11 protein-coding genes are annotated in these 12,176 nt (G+C 56.1%); 7 read left to right on the top strand and 4 right to left on the bottom strand.

Annotated features, from left to right (window positions below; genetic code table 11):
• Nucleotides 1-476: 476 nt before the first annotated feature.
• Nucleotides 477-725, bottom strand: coding sequence for a glutaredoxin family protein (locus VAE55_RS06560; RefSeq protein WP_322814999.1), 249 nt, complete (start codon nucleotides 723-725; stop codon nucleotides 477-479).
• Between the two features lie 340 nt (nucleotides 726-1,065).
• Between VAE55_RS06560 and VAE55_RS06555 the strand changes: the two genes are divergently transcribed.
• Complete coding sequence (locus VAE55_RS06555; RefSeq protein ID WP_322814998.1) at nucleotides 1,066-2,442, top strand: mercuric reductase; 1,377 nt, start codon at nucleotides 1,066-1,068, stop codon at nucleotides 2,440-2,442.
• A gap of 250 nt (nucleotides 2,443-2,692) precedes the next feature.
• Here VAE55_RS06555 and VAE55_RS06550 read toward each other — a convergent pair whose 3' ends face one another.
• Entirely contained in the window at nucleotides 2,693-4,318 is a 1,626-nt protein-coding gene (locus VAE55_RS06550) for an FAD-dependent thymidylate synthase (protein ID WP_322814997.1), read from the bottom strand.
• A gap of 345 nt (nucleotides 4,319-4,663) precedes the next feature.
• Between VAE55_RS06550 and VAE55_RS06545 the strand changes: the two genes are divergently transcribed.
• Entirely contained in the window at nucleotides 4,664-5,341 is a 678-nt protein-coding gene (locus tag VAE55_RS06545; RefSeq protein WP_322814996.1) for a histidine phosphatase family protein, read from the top strand.
• A complete protein-coding gene (locus tag VAE55_RS06540) occupies nucleotides 5,338-6,033 on the top strand; it encodes an RDD family protein (protein WP_322814995.1) in 696 nt (231 codons plus the stop codon). Before VAE55_RS06545 ends, VAE55_RS06540 begins: the two co-directional genes overlap by 4 nt.
• Before the next feature lie 77 nt (nucleotides 6,034-6,110).
• On the opposite strand, the gene miaA is transcribed toward VAE55_RS06540, so the two are convergent.
• Nucleotides 6,111-7,001, bottom strand: a complete 891-nt coding sequence (gene miaA, locus VAE55_RS06535; protein WP_322814994.1) for a tRNA (adenosine(37)-N6)-dimethylallyltransferase MiaA — start codon at nucleotides 6,999-7,001, stop codon at nucleotides 6,111-6,113.
• Between the two features lie 212 nt (nucleotides 7,002-7,213).
• Between miaA and VAE55_RS06530 the strand changes: the two genes are divergently transcribed.
• The 3 genes from VAE55_RS06530 to trmD are packed head-to-tail and all read left to right on the top strand — an operon-like array spanning nucleotide 7,214 to nucleotide 9,489.
• Complete coding sequence (locus tag VAE55_RS06530) at nucleotides 7,214-7,801, top strand: GNAT family N-acetyltransferase (RefSeq protein WP_322814993.1); 588 nt, start codon at nucleotides 7,214-7,216, stop codon at nucleotides 7,799-7,801.
• A 9-nt stretch (nucleotides 7,802-7,810) separates the two neighbouring features.
• Nucleotides 7,811-8,722, top strand: a complete 912-nt coding sequence (locus VAE55_RS06525) for an alpha/beta hydrolase (RefSeq protein ID WP_322814992.1) — start codon at nucleotides 7,811-7,813, stop codon at nucleotides 8,720-8,722.
• A gap of 5 nt (nucleotides 8,723-8,727) precedes the next feature.
• The gene (trmD, locus tag VAE55_RS06520) at nucleotides 8,728-9,489 is read left to right on the top strand and encodes a tRNA (guanosine(37)-N1)-methyltransferase TrmD (protein WP_322814991.1); all 762 of its coding nucleotides are present in this window, start codon (nucleotides 8,728-8,730) and stop codon (nucleotides 9,487-9,489) included.
• A gap of 164 nt (nucleotides 9,490-9,653) precedes the next feature.
• Here trmD and VAE55_RS06515 read toward each other — a convergent pair whose 3' ends face one another.
• On the bottom strand, nucleotides 9,654-10,895 hold the full coding sequence (locus tag VAE55_RS06515; protein WP_322814990.1) for a hypothetical protein: 1,242 nt from the start codon (nucleotides 10,893-10,895) through the stop codon (nucleotides 9,654-9,656).
• 165 nt (nucleotides 10,896-11,060) lie between these two features.
• Here VAE55_RS06515 and VAE55_RS06510 point away from each other — a divergent pair, with 165 nt between their 5' ends.
• Entirely contained in the window at nucleotides 11,061-12,089 is a 1,029-nt protein-coding gene (locus VAE55_RS06510; protein ID WP_322814989.1) for a methyltransferase domain-containing protein, read from the top strand.
• The last annotated feature ends 87 nt before the right edge of the window (nucleotides 12,090-12,176 follow it).

Below are 12,176 nucleotides of genomic sequence, written 5' to 3'. Positions count from 1 at the left end.
GTGAGCCGATCCGCAACGGATTGGTCTATACTATCCATCGGTACGTGCGTCTCGATTGATCCGATCGTTGCAACAAAGCACTTACAGAATATTATTCAGGAGAGGTAGTTGATCTGTTTTATCAAGATTGATGTAAATTGCTCCCTCTCATGTTCAACGCAGTCGGTGAGTGAGAGCCTTGCCTCAAGGTATGCAACCCCGTAGGGCTAATCGAACCGGGTAGTGGTTTCTCTCCCGTGTCTGATGCTGCCTCCGCACGGGTCTGTGGCTTGCCAGAGATCGCCTTAGCCCGACCGGGCAGCAGATTGAACGTCTCCTGGTGCTATGTGGTAGCACGGGGTCGTCTCTCTCGTGTTGACGAGGCCGCTGGTTGTGAGACGGGCTTGTTTGCAGTTGACCAGGCCGGTCGTGTAGCAATGTAGGGTTTCAACATAAACCTCAGATCATACCTCTCCTGAACAAGTCATCCTGAATGCTTACCCCAGGCCCAGAAGCTGGGCCAATTCCCGGTTGTCTGGTTCAACCAACACACTCCCATCGGTAAATACGAGTGTCGGAATGCTTTGCCGGCCACCGTTGAGTTGCGCCATCGTACTGGCGGCTGCCGGGTTTTGCTCGATGTCGATCCATGTGTATTGTACGCCATGCTGATCGAGAAAGCGCTTTGTGCGACGACAATCACCGCACCACATTGCGCCGTAGATAGTCACGAGTGGTTGTGTCATTGTAGTGCTCCTTCGTTCAAACTGCCTGGCAAGGGCCGGCCCGGCCACGCTACCGGGCTGACCCTCTGTGCTCCAATAGATGGGATCACTGCTGTTAAAGATATATCCTGGAGCAGAAAAGAACAGTGATCACAATTACAGTTTGTAACAGTTCAGGCAAGTCTTGGGGATCGAGAAATGCATCTGCCGTCGAACCTGGTATCGTACCGGATAGGCGAAGAGAGCTGTTGTGGCGGGTGTTCTCGCGTAGTTTGTAAGTTGTCTCACAGTCAGCGATCATTCCGTCGACTAATATGATATAACGTTGACAACGAAACAAACAATCGCCAGGAGTGTTTTCATGATTGAACATTTTGACGCTATCGTTATTGGTGCCGGTCAGGCTGGTGGGCCACTGGCCGGCGCGTTTGCACGATCCGGACGCCGTACCGCGTTGATTGAAGCAGTGCATGTGGGTGGAACGTGCATCAATGAAGGGTGTACACCAACCAAAACAATGGTTGCGAGTGCTCGTGCAGCCTATCTTGTCCGGCGGGCGGCTGACTTTGGTGTGCAAATCGGTGCGGTGAGCGTTGATTTCAGCTTTATCCGTCAGCGAAAAGATGATATTGTGACTGCCTGGCGTACCGGCAGTGAACGTCACCTCCAAGCTGATGGCGTTGAATTACTCATGGGATTTGCGCAGTTCGTCGATCCGCAAACGGTAGTTGTGGCGTGTAATAATGGCGAAACCCGCTATCTGCAAGTGTCAACCATTGTTATCAATACCGGTGCCCGTCCTCGTATACCTGATTTGCCTGGTCTTGAGCATGTGCCGTTCCTTGACTCAACCTCAATCATGGAGCTTGAACGTTTACCGGAACACCTGGTAATCCTTGGCGGTGGCTATATCGGGCTGGAGTTCGGGCAGATGTTTCGCCGGTTTGGAAGTCAGGTGACAATTGTTCAGCGCGGTGAAAGGCTGTTAACTCGTGAGGATGCTGATGTTGCCGAAGCAGTAGCAACTATTCTGCGCGAAGATGGGATTACTCTCTTGTTGAATAGTTCGGCCCGGCAAGTAGAGCGTACAGAAGAGAATGGGATTCGGCTGACGGTGGAGACACCTGATGGTGAACGAGTGATCGATGGTTCCCATCTGCTGGTTGCGGTGGGAAGAATGCCGAATAGTGATCGGTTGAATCTGGCTGCTGCGGATGTGACAACTGATCGGCAAGGGTATATCATCGTTGATGATCGCCTCGCTACCAACGTTCCCGGTATCTATGCGGTGGGAGATGTTGTCGGCGTACCGGCTTTCACGCACGTCTCCTACGACGATTACCGTATCTTGAAGGCAAATCTTTTGGAGGGTGCTAATCGTACCAGGCGTAATCGGCTCGTTCCCTATACCGTCTTTATCGATCCACAATTGGGTAGAGTGGGACTGAGTGAGGAAGTTGCCCGCGCTGAAGGTCGTGATATTACCGTATTTACCCTGCCGATGAGTTCGGTTGCGCGTGCTATTACGACGGGCGAAACCCGTGGCTTCATGAAGGCGGTTGTTGATGCTCACACCGACCAGATTCTTGGCTTCGCCATGCTTGGGGTTGATGGGGGCGAGATTATGAGTGCGGTGCAGTTGGCAATGCAGGGTGGATTGACGGCAACGGATCTGCATAATAGTATTTTTGCTCACCCAACTCTCGCCGAGTCGTTAAACAATCTCTTTGCTCGCTAGAAGCGGCGATGCAGGTTGCTGTCTGTTGCGCAGGAATGAGCACGTTGTTGAAAGGTCTCTCTTCAACAACCGTCATATCGCCGCATCTCTGGCGTATGGCGGTCTGCTGCTGTGCTTAATAGCCAGACACACCTGCTTCACGCTCTATTCTGGTGCTGTTTCGGATTGAACATTCAGTACCCGGCAAACTCGATCTAGCAATCAGATGATTACCACAGCGACATCACATGCGATATCGCTGCGGCTCATCTTACCTCCCCACCTGCTGCCGCTTTTGATCAATCCGTTGTTCGGCGGCGAGACGTTCCAGGTCGTATTCATTGTGATCAACAAAGCGCATTCCAGCCGCCAGGAAGGGATGGACGGCGCTGATCTCGCGAAACATGAGCTGTGCGATCTGGCGGTAGCTGGGGTGGCCTTGCCGGGCGCTGCGGAGTTCGATCAGGTGGTAGGCTTCACGCAGGTTGAGTTTGATCCGCCAGCGCACCCGAAAGGCAAACGGAACCGCATACTGCGCTTCGTTGGGGAGCGTCGCCTCAAGTGCCATGACTAGGTCAGCAGCCTGGTCAAGTGCGGACCGGTACCGGTCGGCAACTCCGATCTCCTCCAGTTCTGGTGGCGTGACGTAGCCATGACACACGGTGAAGCGCTGGCGTTCCTGGGTGAGGACGCGGTGCCGTTGCAGGTCGCGATATGCACCGATGTCGGCCAGGATGTCGAAGGTGTAGTACGGCTCCTCGAATGCCCGACCGGGACGATGGAAGCGGTTGGCCCGATCTCCGACGGCGGCGTTGATCAAGGCATGGCGATCCGCTTCTGGCATAGCTGCAACCAGCTCTTCAATAGCAGACAATGGCAGATCGAGGTGGGGGTAGAGGATTGCTGCGGCGAGTTTCCATTCGGCGCGCGGGTCGTAATCAACCAGCGTGACGGTCACTGGCGTGGTGGAATCGGCTTCGACCGGTATCTGGTGGGCCAGCACTGCCACCTGCTCCCGTGTCGTCGCAAGATAGTCGGCATACGCCTGCCCGCGCTCAGAGCGGGCACGCTTGACAAACGATGGAATGACCTGATCCAGTTCGGCCTGAATCATCTTGCTCAGTGCCTGCGCTTCGGCAAATGGTGAGGCAGTCAGCTTGATAATCAGATACTCAAAAGCTCGGCCATTGCCGAATAAGCCGACATTGGTTTTGGTTGCCATCGGCAACAGTCCGCGCAACAGATCAAGCGCTTTGGCCTGGATGGTATTGCGATACGCACGCGGGGTTGTTGCCTCGTCACGTGGGTACTGCTGCTGGAGCCACGTCTGAACAGGTTCCAGCAATTCACTGTAGGTCGTGAAGAGATGATCCATCACCGCGACATAGCGGTCGGCCAATGGCGATGCCATGATGGCCGGTTCGCGCAGGTAGGGATAACCGTCCGGTCCTTTGCGATCAAAGCGAACGTAGCGGGTTGATTTCTCAAGCGGTGAGATACCGAGCCGGCTATCTTCGAGCAGTTTGGCGGCGATGTTGCTCACCCCCTCACACGCCAGGTGTGCCCCGCCAAGTTCAGCCACCGAGTCGTCACCGTACCCGATGAGCACCCGGTCGTAGAATGCCTCCGCCTGACGGGTTGCGATCAGTTGTGCTGCCGGATTGTGATCCTGGGCTGATACCATAGCGGAAAAGCCAGACTCTGGTTCGTTGATAAATTCGTCGAGCAGGAGCCGCCGTAGACTTTTGCTACTGCGACTGTAGCGGGCAAAGAGGGCGCCTTTCACCACTTCCGGCAGATTGCGTAGACAGAAGATGGGGCGATCCACATTGGTCACAAATGGCTGAAGCAGCTCGATTTCCTGATCGGTAAACGTTTCGGGCTGTTGGGTCACCATGCGTTTTCCTCTGACACTCGGCGTGTCCATGTCGTTATGCCGGTGATTGCTGGCCGGTCATACAACATTGAACGAAGGTCAATGCCGGCATTGTACCATTTTCACCAGAGGCTGTTGACCTTGTTGCTATGGCATTTGAACAGGGTGCAGATCAGATGGCGGTATTGACTGTGCCTGCACTGACCAATGTCAGATAGACGCAGATGGCGTTCATGCTGCAACTGTTATAACAGTCGCTGCCGGGCATGGTTGCAGCTACTACAGTTGGTGGGAACTGTTCATAATCCTGGTTATTGGTATGTGTTACCATAGTAACATGTGCGGCGATTGTTCACGAGGAAGAGCATGACAACTGTTTACCTGATCCGTCATGGTGAAACCGATTGGAATATACAGGGGCGCTGGCAGGGACACGCTGATGTTCCGATCAATGAGATTGGTTATCAGCAGGCACGCTTGCTGGCGCGGCGGCTGGCCAATGAAGGTGTGACGTTTAGCGCTATTTACAGTAGTGATCTCGCCAGAGCGTATCAGACGGCGTGGGAGATAGGCGCAGCCTTGCGCGTCCCGGTGCAGCTCTTGCCGGCCCTGCGCGAAATTGATGTTGGGGCATGGAGCGGGTTAACGACGGCAGAGGTGCGTACTCGCTTTGCCGATCATTGGGAGCAGATAATCCAGGGCCACGACATCCCACGCGGTGGTGGAGAAACGGTGGCCGCAGTCCGGCAGCGAGTCGTTACAGCCGTTGAGGCAATGGTGGCGCAGCATCGTGGGCAGACACTGGCATTTGTGACGCACGGGGGCTGTATTCGGGTCTTGCTCGCTCACGCCGAAAATTTTGATGGTGTCGGCTTTGGTCACTACGATCATATTGGCAATACTTCCATCACTATCCTGGAAATCGGCTATAAGCATTGGCGGGTGAAGACGGTCAATGATATGAGCCATTTAGAGGCAGAGCACAAGACTGAACTGGTTTCGGCACCACCCGACGATGCTGAGTTACCCGATACAGCGCAATGAACGCGACACCCTCATGGCGTGAGCCGTATCTGGTGGTGACACCAGAAGGTGTGCAGGTCGTCTACACGGCTGCCGGATTGGCTAGCCGTAGTCTGGCAGCGGTCGTGGATTATGTCATCATCATAGCGTTGCTGGCGACCAGTCTGGTCATGGTCGCTATAAATGAAGGCACGAGTAGCGCTAACCAGGATGTGATCCTGGCCCTGCTGGCGACTCTGGTGTTTGTTGTGAATTGGGGGTACTTTGTCTTCTTTGAGTGGATCTGGAACGGTCAGACGCCGGGGAAGCGGTTACTACGGCTGCGCGTCTTGCGTGAGGGTGGGCGCCCGGTTGACATTTCTGCCATCGTGGTGCGGAATTTGATGCGGGCAATTGATTTTCTGCCTCTGCTTTATGGGATTGGTCTGGTAACGATGTTTGTTGATCGCTACCATCGGCGGTTAGGTGATCTAACCGCCGGCACGGTCGTTGTTCACGAAGCGATGCCATTGACGCTTGAGCAGGTGATGCAGCCGGTCGTCGTTCAGGTGCCACCGCGAGCCCCCGATGCCCCACCCACTCCGCTTGTACCGAATGTTGAACGATTGACTTCTGCCGACCTGGCACTGTTGCTTGAATTTTTACAGCGGCGCGATGAGTTGCAGACCGCGGCGCGGGGTGATCTGGCTGCTTGTCTGGCGGCTGTTCCCTAGCAGCGGCTGGCTTTGCCACCGGGTTCTGGCGATCCAGAACGTTTTATTGAACACGTGCTGCGCGAGTATCACGTTGCTCAAGCCGTGATCTCACGCCAGGACGGATGATCAGGAGTCCAGATTTCAAGATTGGGCAGGCGCCGAAACCACATCTCTTGGCGGCGGATGAATGCATGCGTGTCGAAGCGCAGCCGCTCGATACAGGTCGGTAGATCGGCTTCACCGGTGAAATATGGTCGAAACTGAATGTAACCGAGACTCGACATTGCCGGGAGTGACCAGTCGTAGCCACGGTTCAGCAGATCGGCAACTTCCTCGACCAGACCGGCAGCGATCATCCGTTCAATCCGCGCATCGGCACGGGCATACAATTCGGTGCGTGGCCGATGGAGCCAGATGGTGCGTGGGCGAAAAGGAGGCTCTTTTCGCTCTTGCAGACGCGAAATTGGTTCGCCGCTGACGAGATATACTTCTAGCGCTCGTACTACACGCCGAACATTCGTAGGGGGAATGCGTGATGCTGCCACCGGATCGACGGCAGCCAGCTGTGCGTGGAGCACTGCCGGACCCTCACGAGCGGCAATGAGTTCAAGTTCGGCACGCAGGTCAGGTTGTGGCGCCACACGTGGTACCTGCCAGCCTTCCAGGAAAGCTGCCAGATACTGACCAGTACCGCCAACCAGAAGTGGGATGCGTCCCCGGGCACGAATGTCGGCGACTGCTGCCGTGGCCAGATCGCAAAACTCGGCCAGTGAAAACGGTTGATCGGGATTGCGAATGTCGATCAGGTGGTGCGGCGCCTGGGCCTGCTCTTCAGGCGACGGCTTGGCCGTACCGATGTCCATCCAGCGGTAGATTTGCCGTGAGTCGGCAGACACAATCTCGCCGTTGATACGTCTGGCCCAGGCGATAGCCAACGCTGTCTTGCCGACAGCGGTCGGTCCGACGATGGCAATAAGCTCTTCCAAGCGTGTTCCTCATCTAACGGATATGTATTTCACCTCAACATCATATCATACAGGTATAACGCAATGCGTTATTTATGTTCACCTCCATTTCATTCTCATGCTACAATACCTGTGTAGCACCATATAAGCGTGATTGCAATGGAACGCATTTGCTGGTGATGGGTTTCGTGGATCGAACATCCGCGTGTTGAAGAGAGCTGTTAGAGGACACAATGAACGATCAACCGGTATGTCAGGACATCCCGACAACTATCACCACCCGTGATGGGCGCACATTGCGCGTGCGAAGCCTTGCTGCCAGCGATGCAGTGCTCCTCGAGCGTATGTTTTATCGCCTCTCCCCTGAGACGATCTACCGCCGCTTCTTCATTGCCGCCGAGCATGCTTCTCCAGAACTGGTGCACAAATCAGCAAAGCGACTGGCAGCGATCAATCCTCACCGTGAAGCAGCACTGGTTGCGCTTGCTGATGAGCAAGGGTCAGAAGAGGCAATTGCCGTGGCCCGTTTTGCCCGTCTACCGCACAACCCGAAGGTTGCAGAAGCATCCATTCTGGTACGTGACGATTATCAAGGCACAGGGGTCGGGCGTAAGTTGTTAGCATTACTTCTGTCCGAAGCGCGGGCCGCCGGGCTTGAACGCCTGATCTTTTTAACCCATGCCGATAATACCCCTATGATCCGGTTGGCGATGGGATTAGGTTTGCCCTTTCAGGGCCGGCATGCTGATGGCCTGTACGAAATCCATGTGCTGCTAGAGCCGCAAAGTGCCACAACGTTTGAGTTTGTCAGGAATGAATAGGGGAGTGCTATGGCTGTCAAACCTGGCTGGAGTCTATTACCGATGGCGCTGGCTGGCGCTTTCAGTTTGTTGGGAGGTGTCACGGCTTATTACGTTAGCCTTCGCGTCAGTCCGTCGCCGCGTCGAACCTACCTTGATAGCTATACCTTTACCCCGTGGGAGCTTGAGGTTCCTTACGAAACCGTTGAATTTCGCAGTAGTGATGGCTTGCGTCTGGTTGGTTGGTGGTTGCCGCGTCCAGAGACAAACGCCGTGATCGTTGGTAGTCATGGCCACGCTGGACGCAAAGATGAGTTACTCGGTATTGGTAGCTATTGCTGGCGGGCCGGTTATAATGTCTTACTGTTCGACTATCGAGGGCGCGGTGAGTCTGATGCTTGGCCGAAAACGCTCGTTAGCCGTGAAGTTGATGATCTCCTGGCCGCACTCAAGTATGTGCGACAGCGAATGCCAGATGCAGCGATTGGTGTTATCGGGTATTCAATGGGTGCCGCAGTAGGTATTCTGGCGACGGCACGCGATCAATCGGTGAGAGCGCTGGTTGCCGACAGTTCGTTTACCACCGGTGATGATGTGGTTGCCGATGCGGTCGAAAGGGTGCTGCGCGTTCCGCTCCGCCCGCTGGTACATCTGGCCGACACCATTGTTGCCTGGCGCCATGGCTATCGTTTTAGCCAGGCCCGTCCGATTGATGCAATCGGACAGATCGCTCCCCGTCCAGTCTTCCTGATCCACGGTGTTGATGATTCACTTGTCCCCGTCTGCCATGTTCGTCAGTTGTATGCAGCAGCTCGTGAACCGCGGTTGGTGTGGGAAGTACCTGGGGCCAATCACTGTGGTGGTTATTTTGTTGATCGGCCCGGCTATTGTCGGCGCGTGGTTGAGTTCTTCGACCAGTATCTGCGCAGTGTTGAGGCGTAGTTCCCATGCGATTTGATATTTTGACCCTCTTTCCGGCCATGTTTCAGGGGCCGTTAACTGAGAGTATTCTCAAGCGTGCCCAACAGGCTGGACGGATTGAGATTCACTTGCACGATATTCGACAATGGACGACGGATCGCCATCGGACAGCTGATGATACGCCGTATGGTGGTGGTGCCGGTATGGTGATGAAGGTGGAGCCGGTGGCGGCGGCGATTCGGGCAGTGCGGGCTGCTGATGATCGGCCTGGGGTGACCATTTTGCTAACCCCTGACGGTGAACTGCTCACGCAACAAATTGTACGTGAACTGGCTACCTTGCCGCGGTTGCTCCTGGTGTGTGGGCACTATGAAGGGATCGATGAACGATTACGCGAGACGCTGATTGACCGTGAGCTGAGTATTGGTGATTATGTGCTTACCGGTGGTGAGCTGGCGGCAATGGTGGTGGTTGATGCTGTGGCCCGGTTGGTGCCCGGTGTGATCGATGGCGAGTCGATAGTCGAAGAGAGCCACAGTGATTTTTTGCTCGAATATCCGCACTATACGCGCCCGGCAGTGTGGGAGGGGCGGGCAGTGCCACCCGTGCTTCTGTCCGGTCACCACGGTGAAATTGCCCGCTGGCGACGGGCCGAACGATTACGGCGCACGCTGGCCCGCCGCCCGGATCTGCTGGCGCGGGCGGCGGCTGCCGGTGTGCTGACCAAAGCCGATCTGGCACTGCTGGCCGAGTTGGGCTGGCGTCCTGAAGCCTCTGATGGTGCGTAGCCCTGGACGTGCCACGACCGTCTGCACGATGTAGGGTATGTTGCTTCTCCGCAACAGGGTTCAGTGCATAGGGAAGGGCAGGACGAATGCCTGCCCTTTCTGCTGGTGCGGGGCACTGCCGTTGTGCAGTATCGCCGATTCCGATCACCAGCCCTCTCAGCAGATCACGATGGCAGGATTTCGGTGCGGTATTCGCGCCAGAGGCGTCGTAATTCATTAGCTGGATCACGCCAGAAGCGATCTGGATCAATCGGGAACGCCGGCAATCTCGCCGTTGCGGGCATCTGGCGAATCGCCTCGCGGAGTGCTTCCCATCCTGCCTTTTCCCGACCGTCTGCCGTCCACAGGCCCCAGGTGCGTGCTATCCAACTGCGGTCGAATGGGGGAATGTTCCACTGTGATTCAGGTGGGTCAACCATCCCAGCCAGCCAGACCGCGGCTGCCCCAGCGCACGCCAGGGTTGTGAGAGATTCTTGCAACGCACTTGCCGCAGCCTCTTCGTCGGCAAGGAATGTGTGGGCCGGTTGAGCAAACACCTGATCGGCCTGCCAGCCGAACAGGTTCGTGCGCGGTGCCATCGGCCAACCTAGATCGGCAATCACGACCTGCGCAGCCGCTGTATCGTTCACTTCCTCGGCGAGAAGGCCGGCGACAACGGCATGCAGAAAGCAGGCAGCCGCGCCGCGAGCCGGTGGACCGTCACCAAGGGGTGGCCACGGCCCGACACTGACCACAACCGCACCACCGGCCATCGCAATATCGTAAGGCCGCAGGCTCACCCTGCTACTGAGGGCTGTGGCATCGATATGCCCAAATAACCGCTCAGCGCCGTAAGAGCGGGCCTGTTCGGCCAGATCGGCCCACCACGCCGCCATATCACGATGGTCTGTCGGTGGCCGTACACGCTCGAAACCGGCAGCCAGCAGCCAACCACTGATTGCTGGATGGTCGGCAAAATTACCGATCACCTCGCGCAACAAGTAGCGTTGGGCAGCCCGCATGTCTGGATCGGTGTAGAGATCACGCACCGGCTCCTGACGGTAAAAGGAATTATCAAGAATTGTGAGGGTGGGTGTGCTCAACAAAGCACTTACCGCCTGCGTTGAGAGTGCCTGTGCCGGTATCCCCAATGCCCAATCGGGTAAATGCAGGGTTGGTCCCAAGGTAGCGCTCATGAGTGAGACGACAACCTGCATGTGATTCGCCTGTGCCAGATCAAGCCCGCGGTGGAAGCCATTGAGGGCTGCGACCGAGATGCGCTGCGTTCCCGGTTGTACCTCGGCCCAACGCAGGTCGAAGCGAACCTGCCGCAACCCAACGTCGTGCGCACGCTGTAAGAATTCACGCAATGCGCCATGATCGTAGCTCGACCAGCTTGCAGGTAGTGCTTGGGGTTGGGCCGGCATAGGTGGCCAAATCGTTATTCCGATGTCCATAGGCATTCACGATACTTCCATCATACAGGCCATAACATAATTGTCACGTGTAACAGGATTATCTGCTATGATGATGCGCATTGTCTACCCTGCCCATCTGGTAAGGGCAGGTACAGATGAGTATATAGTATAACAATGTCGCACCAGATTGAAATCGTCGTACCGACCGGGCTGGAAGAACTGGCGCGTGCGGAAGCACTGCGCACAACCGGCTTACGTCTTGAACCGCTGACCGAACGTGGTGTCATTAGAGCGACGATGCATGGTTCGTTACAGGCACTGTTCGATCTGCGATCTGTCATATCAGTCTTCGTTGTTCGTCGGTTTGCAATACCCCGTCCGCGGGCACTACTCGGTGATGAGCATTTTCGGGCAGTGGTCGCGATGCTTGAGATGGTGCGTCGCCTGCATCCGGTAGGGACATTTCAGACCCTCTTTCTCAGCGCGGCTGGTGCCGATAGCAGTGTTCTGCAACGATTTAAGCAGATGATCGGCGAACGGCTTGGTCTGGCGATTGGTACGGAAGACGGCGACATGCTGCTCCGGTTACGGCCGAGCCGGGATCGGAGTGGTTGGGATGTACTGGTCCGTCTCACGCCACGCCCTTTAGCGACACGCTCGTGGCGGGTGTGTAATCGCGAAGGGGCGCTGAATGGGCCGGTTGCACACGCAATGGCAGTGCTGAGTAAGCCACATGCCGGGGATCGGGTGTTGAATGTTGGATGTGGCTCGGGTACGCTGCTGATCGAGCGTTTACTCATCACAACGGCGGCGCGAGCAATTGGCTGTGATACCGATCCGACGGCACTGGCCTGCGCCTGGCGTAATCTAGGAGCTGCGGGTTTGAGTAAGCGGGTAGAGCTGTACGATTGGGATGCCTGTCAGTTGCCGCTTCCCTCGGCGAGCATTGACGTAGTGCTCGCCGATCTGCCGTTTGGTCATCTGGTTGGCTCGCACACCACCAATCTCACCCTCTACCCTACACTGCTGGCCGAAGCGGCGCGTGTGACTCGTCCGGGCGGAAGAGCCGTGCTGATCAGCCACGAAGTGCGGTTGATGGAACGTTCGCTGGCTATGCTCCCGCAATGGCGTGTTGAGCAACAACTGCGCATCGATCTGGGTGGGCTTTACCCGCGAATCTTCGTGTTACGGCGTACCGGGTAATATCGAATCTAGTTTGCTTTGTTGCAACGATCGGATCAATCGAGACGCACGTACCGATGGATAGTATAGACCAATCCGTTGCGGATC

Source organism: Chloroflexus sp. (assembly GCF_034432675.1).
Lineage (GTDB): Bacteria > Chloroflexota > Chloroflexia > Chloroflexales > Chloroflexaceae > Chloroflexus.
The sequence above is the reverse complement of the archived record's forward strand: the minus strand, read 5'-3'. Positions and strand labels throughout refer to the sequence as shown.

Bases quoted from the DNA above. Each gene is read 5' to 3' on its own strand.
- VAE55_RS06525 (WP_322814992.1), top strand. From the start codon at position 7,811: ATGGCTGTCAAACCTGGCTGGAGTCTATTACCGATGGCGCTGGCTGGC.
- VAE55_RS06540 (WP_322814995.1), top strand. From the start codon at position 5,338: ATGAACGCGACACCCTCATGGCGTGAGCCGTATCTGGTGGTGACACCA.
- VAE55_RS06510 (WP_322814989.1), top strand. From the start codon at position 11,061: ATGTCGCACCAGATTGAAATCGTCGTACCGACCGGGCTGGAAGAACTG.
- VAE55_RS06555 (WP_322814998.1), top strand. From the start codon at position 1,066: ATGATTGAACATTTTGACGCTATCGTTATTGGTGCCGGTCAGGCTGGT.
- VAE55_RS06550 (WP_322814997.1), bottom strand. From the start codon at position 4,318: ATGGTGACCCAACAGCCCGAAACGTTTACCGATCAGGAAATCGAGCTG.
- VAE55_RS06560 (WP_322814999.1), bottom strand. From the start codon at position 725: ATGACACAACCACTCGTGACTATCTACGGCGCAATGTGGTGCGGTGAT.
- VAE55_RS06515 (WP_322814990.1), bottom strand. From the start codon at position 10,895: ATGCCGGCCCAACCCCAAGCACTACCTGCAAGCTGGTCGAGCTACGAT.
- VAE55_RS06545 (WP_322814996.1), top strand. From the start codon at position 4,664: ATGACAACTGTTTACCTGATCCGTCATGGTGAAACCGATTGGAATATA.
- trmD (WP_322814991.1), top strand. From the start codon at position 8,728: ATGCGATTTGATATTTTGACCCTCTTTCCGGCCATGTTTCAGGGGCCG.
- VAE55_RS06530 (WP_322814993.1), top strand. From the start codon at position 7,214: ATGAACGATCAACCGGTATGTCAGGACATCCCGACAACTATCACCACC.